This is a genomic window from Pseudomonas sp. TE3895, from assembly GCF_056278855.1.
In genome coordinates this window covers 426,641-443,288 of the sequence record NZ_JBWBQE010000001.1, presented here as the reverse complement: position 1 = coordinate 443,288, position 16,648 = coordinate 426,641, and the positions used below count along the sequence as shown (strand labels likewise).

Annotated in this window: 15 protein-coding genes; 7 read left to right on the top strand and 8 right to left on the bottom strand. The window is 65.0% G+C overall.

What is annotated here, in order from left to right; translation table 11 throughout:
* Positions 1 to 104: 104 nt before the first annotated feature.
* The 7 genes from ACZ889_RS01955 to gshB all read right to left on the bottom strand — a co-directional run bounded on the left by ACZ889_RS01955 (position 105) and on the right by gshB (position 6,067).
* Complete coding sequence (locus ACZ889_RS01955) at positions 105 to 1,376, bottom strand: dihydroorotase (RefSeq protein ID WP_012053915.1); 1,272 nt, start codon at positions 1,374 to 1,376, stop codon at positions 105 to 107.
* On the bottom strand, positions 1,373 to 2,377 hold the full coding sequence (locus ACZ889_RS01950) for an aspartate carbamoyltransferase catalytic subunit (protein ID WP_003249311.1): 1,005 nt from the start codon (positions 2,375 to 2,377) through the stop codon (positions 1,373 to 1,375). The genes ACZ889_RS01955 and ACZ889_RS01950 overlap by 4 nt, the downstream gene beginning before the upstream one ends.
* 12 nt (positions 2,378 to 2,389) lie before the next feature.
* Positions 2,390 to 2,908: a bifunctional pyr operon transcriptional regulator/uracil phosphoribosyltransferase PyrR gene (gene pyrR / locus ACZ889_RS01945; protein WP_476257148.1), complete on the bottom strand. Its 519-nt coding sequence runs from the start codon at positions 2,906 to 2,908 to the stop codon at positions 2,390 to 2,392.
* Positions 2,909 to 2,957: 49 nt separating this feature from the next.
* A complete protein-coding gene (ruvX, locus tag ACZ889_RS01940) occupies positions 2,958 to 3,383 on the bottom strand; it encodes a Holliday junction resolvase RuvX (protein WP_003249316.1) in 426 nt (141 codons plus the stop codon).
* Positions 3,383 to 3,952 (bottom strand): YqgE/AlgH family protein, encoded by a 570-nt coding sequence (locus ACZ889_RS01935; protein WP_003249318.1) that lies wholly within the window; start codon positions 3,950 to 3,952, stop codon positions 3,383 to 3,385. Before ACZ889_RS01935 ends, ruvX begins: the two co-directional genes overlap by 1 nt.
* Before the next feature lie 164 nt (positions 3,953 to 4,116).
* A complete protein-coding gene (locus ACZ889_RS01930; protein WP_476257147.1) occupies positions 4,117 to 5,022 on the bottom strand; it encodes an energy transducer TonB in 906 nt (301 codons plus the stop codon).
* A gap of 91 nt (positions 5,023 to 5,113) precedes the next feature.
* Positions 5,114 to 6,067: a glutathione synthase gene (gene gshB, locus ACZ889_RS01925; RefSeq protein ID WP_121784159.1), complete on the bottom strand. Its 954-nt coding sequence runs from the start codon at positions 6,065 to 6,067 to the stop codon at positions 5,114 to 5,116.
* 238 nt (positions 6,068 to 6,305) lie between these two features.
* Between gshB and ACZ889_RS01920 the strand changes: the two genes are divergently transcribed.
* The 7 genes from ACZ889_RS01920 to trhA all read left to right on the top strand — a co-directional run bounded on the left by ACZ889_RS01920 (position 6,306) and on the right by trhA (position 15,920).
* Positions 6,306 to 6,707: a response regulator gene (locus ACZ889_RS01920; RefSeq protein ID WP_010955560.1), complete on the top strand. Its 402-nt coding sequence runs from the start codon at positions 6,306 to 6,308 to the stop codon at positions 6,705 to 6,707.
* Positions 6,708 to 6,754: 47 nt separating this feature from the next.
* Positions 6,755 to 7,120 (top strand): twitching motility response regulator PilH, encoded by a 366-nt coding sequence (gene pilH / locus ACZ889_RS01915; RefSeq protein WP_014592657.1) that lies wholly within the window; start codon positions 6,755 to 6,757, stop codon positions 7,118 to 7,120.
* Positions 7,117 to 7,671 (top strand): chemotaxis protein CheW, encoded by a 555-nt coding sequence (locus tag ACZ889_RS01910; RefSeq protein ID WP_003249330.1) that lies wholly within the window; start codon positions 7,117 to 7,119, stop codon positions 7,669 to 7,671. The genes pilH and ACZ889_RS01910 overlap by 4 nt, the downstream gene beginning before the upstream one ends.
* Before the next feature lie 47 nt (positions 7,672 to 7,718).
* Positions 7,719 to 9,743: a methyl-accepting chemotaxis protein gene (locus ACZ889_RS01905; protein WP_223817433.1), complete on the top strand. Its 2,025-nt coding sequence runs from the start codon at positions 7,719 to 7,721 to the stop codon at positions 9,741 to 9,743.
* 12 nt (positions 9,744 to 9,755) lie between these two features.
* Complete coding sequence (locus ACZ889_RS01900) at positions 9,756 to 14,696, top strand: hybrid sensor histidine kinase/response regulator (protein WP_180689152.1); 4,941 nt, start codon at positions 9,756 to 9,758, stop codon at positions 14,694 to 14,696.
* Positions 14,689 to 15,162: a chemotaxis protein CheW gene (locus tag ACZ889_RS01895; protein ID WP_003249336.1), complete on the top strand. Its 474-nt coding sequence runs from the start codon at positions 14,689 to 14,691 to the stop codon at positions 15,160 to 15,162. Before ACZ889_RS01900 ends, ACZ889_RS01895 begins: the two co-directional genes overlap by 8 nt.
* Positions 15,163 to 15,302: 140 nt before the next feature.
* A complete protein-coding gene (gene trhA / locus ACZ889_RS01890; RefSeq protein ID WP_019436736.1) occupies positions 15,303 to 15,920 on the top strand; it encodes a PAQR family membrane homeostasis protein TrhA in 618 nt (205 codons plus the stop codon).
* On the opposite strand, the gene ACZ889_RS01885 is transcribed toward trhA, so the two are convergent.
* Positions 15,921 to 16,640 (bottom strand): 16S rRNA (uracil(1498)-N(3))-methyltransferase, encoded by a 720-nt coding sequence (locus tag ACZ889_RS01885; RefSeq protein ID WP_004576721.1) that lies wholly within the window; start codon positions 16,638 to 16,640, stop codon positions 15,921 to 15,923.
* Positions 16,641 to 16,648 lie beyond the last annotated feature (8 nt).

Genomic DNA, 16,648 nt, shown 5'->3' with positions numbered 1-16,648 from the left:
GCGAAAGGGCCGCGCAGCGGCCCCAGGATCTCGGCATCATGCATAGATTGCTGGGGCCGCTATGCGGCCCTATCGCGACACAAGGCCGCTCCCACAGACGTTACTCACGCCTCGTGGCAGACGTGGCCATCGACCAAGGTATAACGCACTGCACCTGGCAGGCAGTGGCCGATGAACGGGCAGTTCTCGCCACGGGAGAACCATTGTTCGCCAGCAACGGTGGACGCTTGCGGGTCGAACAGCACCAGGTCGGCCGCGCCACCCACTTTCAGTTCCCCAGCCGGCAGGCGCAGGGCGGCAGCCGGGCCGCTGCTCAGGCGGGCCAGCAAGGTTGGCAGGTCGAGCAGGCCGTCTTGCACCAGGGTCATGGCCAGTGGCAGCAGCAACTCGACGCTGCTGATACCCGGCTCGGTGGCGCCGAACGGGGCCAGCTTGGCGTCGCGCTCGTGCGGCTGGTGGTGGCTGGAGATGGCCTGGATCACCCCCGACTTCACCGCCTCACGCAATCCGTCACGGTCGGCAGCGGTGCGCAGCGGCGGCTGCACGTGATACAGGCTGGAGAACTCGCGCAGCGACTCGTCCGTGAGGATCAGCTGGTACAGCGCTACATCGGCGGTCACAGGCAGGCCCAAGGCCTGGGCCTGGGCGATCAGCCGCGCGCCACGGGCGCTGGTGATCTGGCTGAAGTGCGCACGCACGCCGCTCTGTTCCACCAGCAGCAGGTTGCGCGCCAGGGCCACGGTTTCGGCGCTTTCCGGGATGCCCGGCAGGCCGAGGAAGCTGGCCATGGCACCTTCGTGGGCCAGGCCGCCCTGGGCCAGGTCGCGGTCCTGGGAGTGGAACACCACCGTCAGGTCGAAGGTGGCGGCATACTCCAGGGCGCGGGCCAGGGTACGGTTGTTGGGGATTTCCTTCAGGCCGTTGCCAAACGCTACGCAACCGGTGTCACGCAGGGCCACCAGTTCGGCCAGTTGCTCGCCCTCCAGGCCCTTGGTCAGGGCGCCGACCGGGTAGACCTTGCTGTTGGCGGCTTCGCGGGCGCGGTCAAGGATAAGTTCGGCTACCGCCGAGGTGTCCAGCACCGGCTTGGTCTGTGGCGGGCAGCACAGGCTGGTGACACCGCCGGCAACGGCAGCGCGGGTTTCACTGGCGATGTTGCCTTTGCGGCTGTAACCCGGCTCGCGCAGGGACACGCCCAGGTCGACCAGGCCGGGCGCAGCGACCAGGCCATCAGCCTGGATCGTGCGACTGGCGCTGAAACCGGCCGGTGCGGCGCCGATGGCGACAATGCGGCCGCCGTCCAGGTGCAGGTCGGTGACCTGGTCCAGGCCGCTGTTGGGGTCGATCACCCGGGCGCCAAGAATACTGATGGTCACTGGGCGTTCTCCTGGTCCAATTGACGTTGCGCGTTCTGCCCGCTCATGGCCATGGACAGCACGGCCATGCGCACGGCGATACCGTAGGTGACCTGGTTGAGGATCACCGAGTGCTTGCCATCGGCTACCGCCGACTCGATTTCTACGCCACGGTTGATCGGGCCCGGGTGCATGACGATGGCGTCAGGCTTGGCCCCGGCCAGGCGTGCGGTCGTCAGGCCGAACAGGCGGTAGAACTCGCCTTCACTGGGCAGCAGGCCACCGGCCATGCGCTCACGCTGCAGGCGCAGCATGATCACCACGTCGACGTCTTTCAGGCCTTCGGCGAGGTCGGTGTAGACCTTTACGCCGTACTGCTCGATACCGATCGGGATCAGGGTTTTCGGCCCGATCACACGGATGTCCGGGCAACCCAGCGCTTTGAGCGCGAGCATGTCGGAACGGGCCACACGCGAGTGCAGGATGTCGCCGACGATCGCCACGGACAGGTTTTCGAAGCTGCCTTTGTGACGGCGGATGGTGAGCATGTCGAGCATGCCCTGGGTAGGGTGCGCGTGGCGGCCGTCACCGCCGTTGATCACGGCCACTTCCGGGCACACGTGCTCGGCGATGAAGTGCGCGGCGCCGGAGTCGGAGTGGCGTACGACGAACATGTCGGCGGCCATGGCTTCGAGGTTGCGCAGGGTGTCGAACAGGGTTTCGCCCTTGCTGGTCGAAGAGGTCGACACGTTCAGGCTGATCACGTCGGCCGACAGGCGCTGGGCTGCCAGTTCGAAGGTGGTACGGGTACGGGTCGAGTTCTCGAAGAACACGTTGCACACAGTCTTGCCGCGCAGCAACGGGACTTTTTTCACAGCCCGGGCACCGACTTCCAGGAAGGAGTCGGCGGTGTCGAGGATCTCGGTGAGCAGTTCGCGAGGCAAACCGTCAAGCGAGAGGAAGTGGCGCAGCTGGCCCTGATCATTGAGCTGCAGCGGGCGCTTGGCGTCGATTGGCGTCATCGCGGGGGACTCTTAAAGGGCGGAAGCGGAGGCGAGGTCCTGGCGCTCGAGGGCGAGCGGTGCGGGTCCGGTCAATTTTACCCGTTCATGGGCGCCCAGCGACAGGGTGGCGCCGAGCACGTTCGGGCGAATCGGCAGTTCGCCGGCATCCAGGTCCAGCAGGCAGACCAGGGTGACGCTGGCCGGGCGGCCGTAATCGAACAGTTCGTTGAGCGCCGCGCGGATGGTACGACCGCTCATCAGCACGTCATCCACCAGCACCAGGTGCTGGCCCTCGACCTCGAACGGCAACTCGGACGGGCGCACTTGTGGGTGCAGGCCGTTCTGGCTGAAGTCGTCGCGGTAGAACGACACGTCCAGGGTGCCCATTGGGCTGGTGTCGCCCACGGCATCCTGCAGGGCCTGGGCAACCCAGACGCCGCCGGTGCGGATACCGATAAAACGGGGCTCGGTGATTGCCCGGCGCGCCAGGTGGGCACGAAGGTCGACAGCCATCTGCCGGATCAGCTCGGCGGGATTGGGTAGGCTCATTGCGGGCTCCTTGGAAGGGTGCGCCGGGTGGGCCCGGCGGCAAAGATGATCAGGTATTGGCCTCCAGCCAGCCTTGCAGCAGCAAGGCAGCGGCAATGGCATCGACCGGATTGTCGCGGTAGCTGCCACGCTGGCCGCCACGGGCCATACGCTCGCCTTTGGCCTCGAAGGTGGTCAGGCGCTCGTCGTGCGTGTGCACGGGCAGGTTGAAACGGCCGTTCAGGCGGCGGGCGAACTTTTCGGCGCGGGCGCTCATTTCGCTGGGCGTGCCGTCCATGTTCAGCGGCAGGCCGACGACAATGGCATCTGGCTTCCATTCGGCAATCAGCTTTTCCACCTGGGCCCAGTCCGGTACGCCGTTCTGCGCCTTCAGGGTGCACAGTTCGCGGGCCTGGCCGGTAATCACCTGGCCGACGGCCACGCCGATCTGTTTGCTGCCATAGTCGAAGCCCAGCAGCAGGCGTAGCTCAGCCATCAGGCGTGGCCCGCCTGGCTGGTCAGCAGGTGCAGGTTAATCCCCAGGCTGGCGGCAGCAGCCTCCAGGCGCAGGTCGCTGGCCATGCCGAAGACGATTTCCGGGTCGAACGGGCAGTTCAGCCAGGCGTTGTCGGCCAGTTCCGCTTCCAGTTGGCCCGCTTCCCAACCGGCATAGCCCAAGGTGATCAGGCTCTGCTTCGGGCCCACCCCGGCGGCGATAGCCAGCAATATGTCCTGTGACGTGGTCAGCGACAGCCCTTCCAGCGCCACGCTGGCCTGGAAACTGCACTCGCTGCTGTGCAGCACGAAGCCGCGGTCGGTTTGTACCGGGCCACCCTGGTAGATCGGCACCTGCAAGGTGCTGGCCGGCGGCGTTTCGTCCGGGCGCAGTTGCTCGAGGATGTCGGCCAGGCTCAGTTCCTGTGGTCGGTTGACCACCAGGCCCATGGCGCCATGCTCATTGTGCTCGACGATATACGTGAGGGTCTGGGCGAAGTTCGGATCGGCCATGTGCGGCATGGCGATCAGGAACTGGTGCTTGAGGTAGCTGGGTGCGAGGGTTTTCATGGGGGATAGTGTGGCGCCAGGTGGCGAGACTGACAAGGTGCGGATTTGTGTCGTCTGGTTGGCGCTTGGCTTGAGGTTTTTGGCGCTTTTGAGAGCGAGCGCCGCCCGCGCGGCGCTCGATATCCGCGCTAGCACACACCGAAAGCCCTACACCAAGGCTGAACTCAATTACTGGACAAACGGTCCCCACGGGCAAAGCGCCAGGTGCGGATGATCTCCAGCCGGTCGAACTCGGCCATATCCCCGGTAAACGGTGCAAACGGCGCGGCCAGCCGCACGATGCGTTGCGCCGCCTGGTCCAGCACGGGCTGCCCGGATGATTCCAGTACCAGCACCTCGTACAGCGAGCCATCGCGGTTGATCGACACCATCATGCGCAAGTTGCCGTAGATTTGCTGTCGGCGTGCTTCATCGGGGTAGTTGAGGTTACCCACGCGCTCGACCTTCTTGCGCCACTCTTCCTTGTACCAGGCACCCTTGTCGCGCATGGTCGACGCGGCGTTCAGGCGATGGATGCGCGGGCGCTTGGCGTACATCTGCTGCTCGTTGGACAGCTCCGCCTCCAGGCTGGCGATCTGGCTGGACAGCTGCGAGCTGTCGAAGTCCGGCGCCGGCGCGGCTGGCTTGGGCTGCGCCTTGCTTTCCTTGGGTTTGGGTTCGACCTTGTGCGGCTTGGGCGCAGTAGTCACCACCGCCGACTTTTTCGGGGGAGGGGGTGGGACCACCTCGGGCCTGGCCGCAGGCGGTGGGGTGATCTTGTTGATCTTGCTGTCCTGGAACGGCGCCAGCTCGGTGGTCTTGGGCACCGCTTTCTTGTCCAGGGTGCCGCTGCCTTGCTGGTTGTCCTGGGCCTGGAAGTCAGCCTTCTCGGGCGGTTTCTCGCTCTTGAAGGTGGCCAGGGTGATGTCCATGGTGTGGCGGATTTCGGCAGGCTTGACCACGGTGAAGCCGACGCCAAGGATCAGCGCCAGGTGCACCAGCGCAGCCAGGAACAGGGTGAAGCCAAGCCGGTCCGCAGGGCGAACACGGGGAGGCAGCAGGTCGGCAGGGACGTCAGCGGGGTGCGTCATCAGGTATCCAGCAACCGCAGGGCGGGGCAGCAGCTCAGTCGAATAGGACCGGCATCATACCCCACTCTACGGCTTTACTTCGCGTTGGCTGTCAGCGTGCCTTTAGCTTGCGATCAATGGCATCCATCAGCTTGCCACCGATATCGGTGTTGTAGGCGGCATCGATTTCGCGGATACAGGTGGGGCTGGTGACGTTGATTTCGGTGAGGTAGTCGCCGATCACGTCCAGGCCAACGAACAGCAGGCCCTTCTCGCGCAGCGTCGGGCCGACCTGAGCGGCGATCCAGCGGTCGCGCTCGGTCAGTGGGCGGGCTTCGCCACGCCCGCCCGCGGCCAGGTTGCCACGGGTTTCGCCGCTGGCCGGAATGCGTGCCAGGCAATAGTCCACTGGCTCGCCATCGATCATCAGGATGCGCTTGTCGCCGTCCTTGATTGCCGGCAGGTAGGCCTGGGCCATGATCTGCTGGGTGCCCAGTGCGGTCAGGGTTTCCAGGATCACCGACAGGTTGGGGTCGCCCGCTCGGTGACGGAAGATCGACGTACCGCCCATGCCATCCAGTGGCTTGAGGATCACGTCGGCATGCTTGGCGGTGAATTCGCGAATGATGTCCGGGCGGCGGCTGACCAGGGTCGGGGTGGTGCATTGCGGGAACAGCGTGGCGAACATCTTCTCGTTGCAGTCGCGCAGGCTTTGCGGGCGGTTTACCACCAGTACGCCGTCGTTCTCAGCTTGTTCCAGCAGGTAAGTGCTATAGACGAACTCCATGTCGAAGGGCGGGTCCTTGCGCATCAGGATCACGTCCAGCTCGGCCAGCGGGCTGTCCTGCTCCTCGCCCAGTTCGAACCAGCGTGCAGGGTCGGCAAACACCGTCAGCGGGCGCATGCGGGCGCGGGCCTTGCCTTCGCCCTGGTACAGGTCTTGCTGTTCCATGTAGAACAAGCTCCAGCCGCGTGCCTGGGCGGCCAGCAGCATGGCCAGCGAGCTGTCCTTCTTGTAGGAGATGGACGCGATGGGGTCCATCACAATGCCGAGGCGAACGCTCATGGTGGGTCCTCTTGGCGGCAGGTGGCCGCGGTGGATCGAAAGAAAAGTGGCTCAGGGTGGCGCCGCGAACGCCGACGGTCAAGGGGCGCGGCAGATGGAATGGCCATCCGGAGTATGCTAAAAATGCAGCTGCAAGCCTTGAGCTACAAGCCTCAAGAAAAGAGCATCCATGCGCCGAGCTGCTTTCTTGCAGCTTGCCGCTTGCAACTTGCGGCTTCAATCCTACTGGTAGGCGTCTATGGAACAACCCCTGAAGGTGATGGTGATCGACGATTCCCGCACGATCCGCCGCACCGCGCAGATGTTGCTCGGTGAAGCGGGCTGCGAGGTAATCACCGCCAGCGATGGCTTCGATGCCCTGGCCAAGATCGTCGACCATCAGCCCAGTATCATTTTCGTCGATGTGCTGATGCCACGCCTGGACGGCTACCAGACCTGCGCGGTAATCAAGCACAACAGTGCCTTCAAGGACACCCCGGTTATCCTGCTGTCGTCCCGCGATGGCCTGTTCGACAAGGCCCGCGGCCGGGTGGTCGGTTCCGATCAGTTCCTGACCAAACCGTTCAGCAAGGAAGAACTGCTCGACGCGATCCGCGCCCATGTGCCCGGGTTTGCCGCACCTCAACAACACGCACCCTGACCGAGCCCCGCCATGGCGCGGTCCTACTTTCCTGATGGGGAAACAGCATGGCCCGAGTTCTGATTGTCGACGACTCGCCGACAGAGATGTACAGATTGACCGAATGGCTGGAAAAGCACGGCTACCAGGTGCTCAAGGCCAGCAACGGTGCCGACGGCGTGGCCCTGGCCCGGCAGGACAAGCCCGACGCGGTGCTGATGGACATTGTCATGCCTGGCATGAACGGCTTCCAGGCCACCCGCCAGCTCAGCAAGGACCCGGAAACCAGCGCTATTCCAGTGATCGTGGTAACCACCAAGGACCAGGAAACCGACCGTATCTGGGCCACGCGCCAGGGTGCCCGTGACTTCCTGACCAAACCGGTGGAAGAGGAGGCGCTGATCGCCAAGCTCAAAGAAGTGCTGGGGGCTTGACCACCCGCCCGCAAGGCGCGTCGCTGACCGCCTTTGAGTTATTGCTGGACATCGACCGGCGCTGCCGCCTGCTGGTCGCCGACCAGCCGCCGCAGGACAACCGCGTGCAGCAGTGGAGCGGCATTGGCTTTCGCATTGCCGGGCAGTGGTTCGTCGCGCCCATGGGCGAAGTGGCCGAGGTGCTGCGCGAACCGCGCAGTAGCCGCGTCCCCGGCGTGCAGCCGTGGGTGTGCGGGGTGGCCAACCTGCGTGGCCGGTTGTTGCCGGTGATGGACCTGAGCTGCTTCTTCGGCCTTGGCCACGCCGCACCGGGCAAGCAGCGGCGAGTGCTGGTGCTGGATCACGACGACCTGTTCGTCGGTTTGCTGGTCGACGAGGTGCTGGGCCTTCAGCACTTTGCCCTCGACAGCCTGCAGCTGTCGCCGCCGCAGCCTCTGATCCTTGCCGCTGCGCGCTTTGTGCAGGGGTATTTTCCGCGTGAACGTAACTGGGCGATCTTCAGCCCCTTTGCCTTGGCCCAGGCGCCAGGCTTTCTCGATGTGGCGTTATAGGACCTGCGAACGTGAACAAGCCTGCCACCCCCGTCACTGCCACCACCGTGAGCCCACGTACCCGCAGCATCGCGCAGATCACCGTGCTGTTCCTGATCCTGATCCTTTCGATCATCTTGCTGTTCGCCAACTTTGCTTACCTGAATACCCAATCCAACTACGACAAGCAGTACATCGGCCATGCCGGCGAGCTGCGCGTGCTGTCGCAGCGTATCGCCAAGAACGCCACCGAGGCGGCCACCGGCAAGGCCCTGGCTTTCAAGCTGCTGTCGGATGCACGCAATGATTTCGAACGACGCTGGGGCTACCTGCGCCAGGGTGACAAGTCCACTGGCCTGCCGCCTGCGCCACCTTCGGTGCGTGACGAGATGGAATCGGTACGCCGCGACTGGGAAAACCTGCGCAAGAACACCGACATCATCCTGGCCAGCGAGCAGACCGTGCTGTCGCTGCACCAGGTGGCAGCGACCCTGGCCGAGACCGTGCCGCAGTTGCAGGTGGAATACGAAAAAGTGGTCGAGATCCTGCTGCAGAGCGGTGCCCCGGCCAATCAGGTTGCGGTGGCCCAGCGCCAGCTGTTGCTGGCCGAACGTATCCTTGGCTCGGTCAACACCGTGCTGGCCGGTGACGACAGCGCCGCCCAGGCGGCCGATGCCTTCGGCCGTGACGCCGGGCGCTTTGGCCAGGTGCTGGAGGGCATGCTCAATGGCAATGCGACAATCCAGATAACCCGCGTCGAGGACGCCGACGCGCGTGCGCGGCTGGCCGAAATCGCCGAGTTGTTCCAGTTCGTTGCCGGTTCGGTGGATGAAATCCTTGAAACCTCGCCCGAACTGTTCCGTGTGCGGGAGGCTGCGGGCAACATCTTCAGCCTTTCGCAAACCCTGCTCGACGAAGCGTCGCACCTGGCGAACGGTTTCGAGAACCTGGCTGGCGGGCGCACCCTCGACACCGTTGGCGGCTATGCCCTGGGGCTGCTGGCGCTGGCCTCGATCATCCTCATCGGCCTGGTCATGGTGCGCACCACCAACCGCCAACTGCGCGAGACCGCAGAAAAGAACGAACGCAACCAGCAGGCCATCATGCGCCTGCTCGACGAAATCGAAGAGCTGGCAGATGGCGACCTGACGGTGACCGTATCGGTGACTGAAGACTTTACCGGCGCCATTGCCGACTCGATCAACTATTCCGTGGACCAGTTGCGCGACCTGGTCGCCACCATCAACCACAGTGCAATGCAGGTCGCTGCCGCCGTGCAGGACACGCAGAACACTGCGCGGCAGCTGGCCAAGGCCTCCGAGCACCAGGCTGCACAGATCAGCGAGGCGTCCGAGGCGGTGGGCGACATGGTCGAGTCGATCGATCGGGTTTCGGCGCATGCTTACGAATCGGCCAAGGTGGCCGAGCGTTCGGTGGCCATCGCCAACAAGGGCAACGAGGTGGTGCACAACACCATCAACGGCATGGACAACATTCGCGAGCAGATCCAGGACACCGCCAAGCGGATCAAGCGCCTGGGCGAGTCCTCACAGGAAATCGGCGACATCGTCAGCCTGATCGACGACATTGCCGACCAGACCAACATTCTTGCCCTGAACGCCGCTATCCAGGCCTCGCTGGCCGGTGAGGCCGGCCGCGGATTTGCCGTGGTTGCCGACGAGGTGCAGCGCCTGGCTGAGCGCTCATCGTCTGCCACCCGCCAGATCGAGGCGCTGGTGCGTACCATCCAGGCCGATACCAACGAAGCGGTGATCTCCATGGAGCAGACCACCGCCGAAGTGGTGCGTGGTGCACGCCTGGCCCAGGATGCCGGGGTGGCGCTGGCCGAGATCGAAGGGGTATCGCAGAACCTCGCCGACCTTATCCACAGCATCTCCGACGCTGCCCAGTTGCAGACCTCGTCGGCCGGGCAGATCTCCCACACCATGGCGGTGATCCAGCAGATTACCGCGCAAACCTCTGCCGGCTCCGGTGCCACCGCCGACAGCATCCGCCACTTGGCCCGCATGGCCAGCGAGATGCGCCGTTCGGTGTCCGGTTTCACCCTGCCACCACCGACCGAGCCGCGTTAAGGAATAGTGACCATGGCTTCTGCAGTAAGCCCCGAGCGTCACGAAACAGTGGCGCTGGCCTGGACAAAGGCCGCCATCCTCGATTGCCTGGGCCAGGCACGGCAGGCGCTGGAGCGCTTTGCCGGCGAGACGGGTGACCTGTCGATGATGGCTTTTGTGGTCGATAACCTGCACCAGGTGCACGGCTGCCTGCGCATGCTCGAACTGCGCGGCGCCACGCGCCTGGCCGAGGAGCTGGAGCTGTTCGCCAAGGCATTGGCCGACGGTCAGGTCAGCCCCCGGGGTGATTGCCTGGGCGCATTGTTCCGCGGCCTGGAGCAGTTGCCCTCGTACCTGGAGCGGTTGCGCGGTGCCCGTCACGACCTGCCACTGGTAATGCTGCCGTTGCTCAACCAGCTGCGTGCCTGCCGTGGGGAGGAACCGCTGGCCCAGGCCAGCCTGATGACCGGTGCCGCCCAACGCTTTGCGGGTGACGATGACCTTGCCAACCTCGACCTGTCGCTGGGCAACTGGCGTGACCAGCTGCAGGCCGGGTCGGGGCGCGATGCGCTGCGTTCGGTGGTGACTGCACTGTGCGATGACTTGATGCGCATCAAGGAGCGCCTGGACCAGTTCGGGCGCGGCGACCGTCAGCACCGCGAACAGCTCGATGCGCTGTTGGCGCCGTTGCGCCACGTGGCTGACACCCTGGCGGTACTGGGCTTTCAGCAACCGCGGCGGGTGATCATCGACCAGGTGCTGGCGTTGCAGGCATTGGCTCAGGGCGAGCGGGCGGTGGACGACGCGGTGTTGATGGATGTGGCGGGGGCCCTGCTGTACGTGGAGGCCTCCCTGAACGGCATGGTCGGCCCTTTGGAGGAAAACGGCCAAGGCAGCCTGCCGGGCTCGGACCTGGCCGAGATACGCCAGCTGGTGCTGCATGAAGCGCTGAACGTGTTGCAGCAGGCCAAGGATCTGATCGGCGATTACCTGGAGTCCGACTGGCCCCGGCAACGCCTGCAACCCTTGCCGGGGCTGTTGCAGCAGATCCGCGGGGCACTGGCCATGTTGATGCTGCCCGCCGTGGCCGAGCTGTTTGTCGGCTGCGCAAGCTATGTGCAGCGTTGGTTGCAGCACCTGGAGGAAGAGCCGCCGGTTGATGAGCTGACGCACTTGGCCGAGGCGCTGAGCGCTGCCGAATGCTACCTGCAATGGCGGGCGGCCGACCCGCTGGCCGATGGCCAACCCTTTATCGAGATGGCACGGGCCAGCTTGGCGGCGCTGGGTGTGCAGTGCGCGGTGGTCGGGGCCAGCGCAGACCTGGACGGCAGTGGCGACGGCATCGATGACGAGCTTCGCGAGGTGTTCCTTGATGAAGCGGGTGAGCTGCTGCCGGAAATCGAGCGCCACTGGCTGCGCTGGCGTGCCGACAACCAGCAGCGCGAGGCGCTGGGCGAAGTGCGTCGCGCGCTGCATACACTCAAAGGCAGTGGCCGCATGGTGCATGCCGAGGCGGTGGCTGAACTGGCCTGGGGCGCCGAGCACCTGCTGAACCGGGTGCTCGAGGGCCGCAGCGTGCTCACCCCGGAAGGGGTTGTAGCGCTGCAGCAGGTGTTCGTTCACCTGCCTGACTTGCTGGCCGACTTTGCCGCCGGCCAGTTGCCGCAACTGACTGAAATCGAGCAATTGGCCGGGCACCTGCACAGCCTGGCCGAAAACGATGCCCCGGCGGCTGCCGGTGTCGATGGCCTCGATCCGCAGTTGCTGGGCATTTTTCGTACCGAGGCGCAGGGCCATCTGGCCAGCCTTGAGGTTTATCTGCAAAGCGCCGGTGGCCACGACACGCCGGTCAGTGATGACTTGCAGCGTGCCTTGCACACGCTCAAAGGCAGTGCCGCCATGGCCGGGGTGATGCCGGTCGCCGAACTGGCCACCGCCTTCGACCGCCTGGCCCGTGAATACAAGGGTCATCAACTGCCACTGCAAATGGCCGAGATGGAGTGGCTGGAAGCTGCGCGGTCGTTGTTCCATCTGGGCTTGGCGCAACTCGATAGCACACCGCTGGCCGCCATTCCCGGCGCCGCGGAACTGATCGAGCAGGTGGGCCAGGCCGTGGACGGCCGCCTGGCCAGTCTGCATGAAGACTCGCACCCTGCCGGCCGCAGCAAGCGTGATCCGCAGTTGGTCGCCAGCTTCCTGGCGCAGGCCATGGACATTCTGCTCGATGCAGAGACGTTGTTGTCGCGCTGGCAGCAACAGCCCGCCCAGCGTGACGCACTGGATAACCTGCTCGACCAGATGACCACCCTGGGGCACGCTGCGCACCTGGCCGACCTGTGGCAGATGGATGAGGTGTGCGAGGCGTTGCTGGACCTGTATGGCGCGGTGGAGGAGGGCAGCCTGCCTGCCGATGCCCGCTTCTTCAGCCAGGCCCAGCGGGCCCATGAGGCCTTGCTGGACATGCTGGACGAAGTGGCGGCCGGGCAGGATATTCCACCGCGCCCGGAGCTGGTCGACAGCCTGCGCAACCTGCTGGACCAGGCCCTGGCGCCGGATGCCACCGGCCTGGTGGGCATCGATACGGTCACACCGCTGCACCCGGACATGGACCTGGCCGATACCTTGGGGCTGCCACACCCGCCGTTGCAGCCGCAGGTGGCAGAGCCGCTTGCCGAGGAGCCGGAAAGCCCCGGCGAAGAGCTGCTGGAAGTGTTCCTGGAAGAAAGCTCGGACATCGTCGAGAGCGCCGCAGCGGCCCTGGCGCGCTGGCAGGCCGACCCGCGCAGCAGCGTCGAGGTGGACAACCTGATGCGCGACCTGCACACCCTCAAAGGCGTGGCGCGCATGGTCGAAATCACCCCGATCGGCGACCTGGCCCACGAACTGGAGTTCCTCTACGAGCTGTTGGCTGCGGGTAGATTGCCGCCAAGCGCGCCACTGTTCGCACTGCTGCAGAACTGCCACGACCGGCTGGCGCATATGCTTGACGCTGTGCGCCTGGGGCAGCCGCTGCATGCCGCCACGGCGCTGATCGACTACATTCGCAACTTCAGCAGCGCCGCACTGACAGACACTGCCGCAGGCCAGGGGCCGCCAGAAGCTGCAACCGCCGAAGTTCCGGCAGCAGCACCAGAGCGGGCACCGGGTGACATGGTCAAGGTCGACGCCGAGCTGCTCGACGACCTGGGTAACCTGGCCGGCGAGCACTCGATCATCCGGGGGCGCATCGAGCAGCAGGTCAACGACGCGCAGTTCGCCCTCAACGAGATGGAAACCACACTCGAGCGCATGCGTGATCAGTTGCTGCGTCTGGATGTCGAGACCCAGGGGCGAATCTCCAGCCGGCAGCAGTTCGAAGGCGATGCCTATGACGACTTCGACCCGCTGGAAATGGACCGCCACTCCCAGCTGCAGCAGCTGTCACGGGCCCTCTTCGAGTCTGCCTCGGACCTGCTCGACCTGAAGGAAACCCTGGCTCAGCGTGCTCAGGAGGCCTACAGCCTGCTGCAACAGCAGGCGCGGGTGAACAGCCAGTTGCAGGAGGGCCTGACTGCCACCCTGATGGTGCCGTTCGAGCGCCTGGTGCCGCGCTTGCAGCGCGTGGTGCGGCAGGTGGCCAGCGAGCTGGGCAAGCAGGTGGAACTGGTGGTTGGCAATGCCGAGGGCGAACTGGACCGCAGCGTGCTGGAACGTATGGTGGCGCCGCTGGAGCATATGCTGCGCAACGCCGTTGACCACGGCCTGGAAAGCCGCGCAATGCGCCTGGCCGCCGGCAAGCCGGAGCAGGGCACCATTCACCTGAATTTGCTGCATGAGGGCGCCGATATCGTCATCGAAATGACGGATGATGGTGCTGGTGTGCCACTGGAAGCGGTGCGGCGCAAGGCCATCAAGCGCGGCCTATTGGACCCGCAGGCGCAGTTGAGTGATCACGAAATCCTGCAGTTCATCCTGCGGCCAGGCTTTTCCACCGCCGAAAAGATTACCCAGATTTCCGGGCGCGGGCTGGGCATGGATGTGGTGCACGAGGAGGTCAAGCAACTGGGTGGCTCGATGAGTATCGAGTCGGCGCAGGGCAAGGGGGCGCGTTTCCTGATCCGCCTGCCGTTCACCGTGTCGATCAACCGTGCGCTGATGGTGCACCTGGGCGAAGAGCAATACGCCATTCCGCTCAATACCATCGAGGGCATCGTCCGCGTGCCACCTGCCGAGCTTGCGGCGTGCTACCAGCTGGACTCGCCGCGCTATGTCTATGCCGGCCACGAATACGAGCTGCGCTACCTGGGCGAGTTGCTGCAAGGCCTGCCGCGCCCGGCGCTGCTGGGGCAAAGTGTGCCGTTGCCGGTGCTGCTGGTGCATTCCAAGGAGCAGTCGTTCGCCATCCAGGCCGACAACCTGTCGCCCAGCCGTGAGATCGTGGTGAAAAGCCTGGGGCCGCAGTTTGCCGCGGTTGCCGGGTTATCGGGGGCGACACTGCTGGGCGATGGCCGGGTGGTACTGATTCTTGACCTGCTGGGCCAGCTGCGCGGCCAGCAGCGACGGCTGGCCCGCCTGCCCGGAGGCGGTAGCCAACGCCAGTTGCTTGGCCCGGCACCGCGCCGTGCCTTGCTGGTGATGGTGGTGGACGATTCGGTAACCGTACGCAAGGTGACCAGCCGCCTGCTGGAGCGCCACGGCATGAGCGTGCTCACGGCCAAGGATGGCGTCGATGCCATGGCCCTGCTGGAAGAGCACCGGCCCGACGTGTTGTTGCTGGACATCGAAATGCCGCGCATGGACGGCTTCGAGGTGGCCACACGCATCCGCCGTGACGCACGGTTGAAAGACTTGCCGATCATCATGATCACCTCGCGTACCGGGCAGAAGCACCGGGACCGCGCCATGGCCATCGGCGTCAACGAATACCTGGGCAAGCCGTACCAGGAGTCGCTGCTGTTGCAGAGCATCGCCCATTGGAGCCAGGCCCATGCTTGAACTGATTTCCGGCCAGCGCAGCAGCCTGACCGGGCTGTTGCTACCGTTGGGGGACCGCACGCTGGTGTTGCCCAACGTGGCGGTGGCCGAGTTGAGCGGGCAGCGTAACCTGGTGTGCCAGCATGGCGACCCCGCCTGGCACCTGGGGTGGATTGACTGGCGTCAGCAACGCCTGCCGTTGATCGGTTTCGAGGCCGCGTGCGGTGGTGAGACGCCGTGCGGCGAGCGGGCTCGCGTGGTGGTGCTCAATGCTTTGGGCGATACCGGTTTGCGGTACCTGGCGCTGTTGCTGCAGGACATTCCGCGCTCGTGCAAGCTCGACAGCCAGCTGAACTACGTGGATGTGGCGCTGGGCAGGTTGGAGCTGGCGGCGGTGCAGGTGGGTGAGCAGGTGGCGCGGGTACCGGACCTGGTCGCCTTGGAAAGGCTGGTGCGTGACGCGGATCTGCAACCTGACCTTGGTTAGGATGTGAGGCGCAGGGCCTCTTCGCGGGTAAACCCGCTCCTACAATGGCTGCGCGCTCAGTTGTAGGAGCGGGTTTACCCGCGAAGGGGTCATCAACATTACAACAGGAACCCAGCCCACCTCAGGAGGTCTGTGTTTGCATGTATTACGGTGAACGCTTCAACGCCTGGACCCACCTGGTCGGTGCCGTCCTCGCTGCTATTGGTGCCATCTGGCTGATTGTGGTCGCGGGCCTGCAAGGCGACCCGTGGAAGATCGTCAGCTTCTCCATCTACGGCGGCACGCTGCTGTTGCTGTACAGCATCTCCACCCTGTACCACAGCACCCGTGGGCGGGCGAAAGTGATCATGCGCAAGCTCGACCACCTGTCGATCTATCTGTTGATTGCCGGCAGCTATACGCCGTTTTGCCTGGTCAGCCTGCGCGGCCCTTGGGGATGGAGCCTGTTCGGCGTGGTCTGGGGGCTGGCGATCATCGGCATGTTGCAAGAGATCAAGCCGCGCTCCGAGGCGCGGATCCTCTCGATCATCATCTATGCGGTAATGGGCTGGATCGTGCTGGTGGCAGTCAAACCACTGCTGAACTCGCTGGGCACTGCCGGCTTCGCCTGGTTGGCTGCCGGCGGCGTGTTCTACACCGTCGGCATCATTTTCTTCGCCTTCGACAGCCGCTTCCGTCACTGGCATGGCATCTGGCACCTGTTCGTCATCGCTGGCAGCCTGATGCACTTCGTGGCGGTGTCGCTCTACGTGCGCTAGTTAAAAGTCGCCCCACAACTGCTGTGCCACCGACAGCGCCACCACCGGCGCGGTCTCGGTGCGCAGCACGCGCGGGCCAAGGCGTGCTGCGTGGAAGCCGGCGGCTTTGGCCTGCTCGACTTCGGCTTCGCTCAGGCCGCCTTCGGGGCCGATCACAAAGGCCAGGGTTGCGGGCTTTGCATGGCTGGTGAGCGGCTCGGCCACCGGGTGCAGGACCAGTTTCAGGTCAGCCTCGGTGCTGCTCAACCATTCGGCCAGGGTCACAGGTGGGTGGATGACGGGCAAGGTAGAACGCCCGCATTGTTCACAGGCGCTGATCGCCACTTGGCGCCAGTGGGCCAGGCGCTTGTCGGCGCGTTCATCTTTCAGGCGCACTTCGCAGCGTTCGCTGACGATCGGGGTGATTTCGTTGGCACCAAGCTCGGTGGCCTTCTGGATGGCCCAGTCCATGCGCTCGCCACGGGAAAGGCCCTGGCCCAGGTGCACATGCAGCGGTGAATCGGCCTGGCCGGCAAAGGCCTGGTCAAGGCTGACGCGGACAGTTTTCTTGCCCACCTCGAGCAACTGACCACGGTATTCCTGGCCGCTGCCATCGAACAGCTGCACGGCGTCGCCGGGGGCCATGCGCAGCACGCGGCCAATGTAATGGGCCTGGGCCTCGGGCAGGTCGTGCTCGCCAAGGCTCAGGGGGGCGTCGATGAAGAAGCGGGACAGTCTCATGGTTCAGC

What these genes read in the sequence shown, in the direction of transcription:
- ACZ889_RS01950 (WP_003249311.1), bottom strand. Translation starts at nt 2,377, where the DNA reads ATGACGCCAATCGACGCCAAGCGCCCGCTGCAGCTCAATGATCAGGGC.
- pyrR (WP_476257148.1), bottom strand. Translation starts at nt 2,908, where the DNA reads ATGAGCCTACCCAATCCCGCCGAGCTGATCCGGCAGATGGCTGTCGAC.
- ruvX (WP_003249316.1), bottom strand. Translation starts at nt 3,383, where the DNA reads ATGGCTGAGCTACGCCTGCTGCTGGGCTTCGACTATGGCAGCAAACAG.
- ACZ889_RS01935 (WP_003249318.1), bottom strand. Translation starts at nt 3,952, where the DNA reads ATGAAAACCCTCGCACCCAGCTACCTCAAGCACCAGTTCCTGATCGCC.
- ACZ889_RS01930 (WP_476257147.1), bottom strand. Translation starts at nt 5,022, where the DNA reads ATGACGCACCCCGCTGACGTCCCTGCCGACCTGCTGCCTCCCCGTGTT.
- gshB (WP_121784159.1), bottom strand. Translation starts at nt 6,067, where the DNA reads ATGAGCGTTCGCCTCGGCATTGTGATGGACCCCATCGCGTCCATCTCC.
- ACZ889_RS01920 (WP_010955560.1), top strand. Translation starts at nt 6,306, where the DNA reads ATGGAACAACCCCTGAAGGTGATGGTGATCGACGATTCCCGCACGATC.
- pilH (WP_014592657.1), top strand. Translation starts at nt 6,755, where the DNA reads ATGGCCCGAGTTCTGATTGTCGACGACTCGCCGACAGAGATGTACAGA.
- ACZ889_RS01900 (WP_180689152.1), top strand. Translation starts at nt 9,756, where the DNA reads ATGGCTTCTGCAGTAAGCCCCGAGCGTCACGAAACAGTGGCGCTGGCC.
- ACZ889_RS01895 (WP_003249336.1), top strand. Translation starts at nt 14,689, where the DNA reads ATGCTTGAACTGATTTCCGGCCAGCGCAGCAGCCTGACCGGGCTGTTG.
- trhA (WP_019436736.1), top strand. Translation starts at nt 15,303, where the DNA reads ATGTATTACGGTGAACGCTTCAACGCCTGGACCCACCTGGTCGGTGCC.
- ACZ889_RS01885 (WP_004576721.1), bottom strand. Translation starts at nt 16,640, where the DNA reads ATGAGACTGTCCCGCTTCTTCATCGACGCCCCCCTGAGCCTTGGCGAG.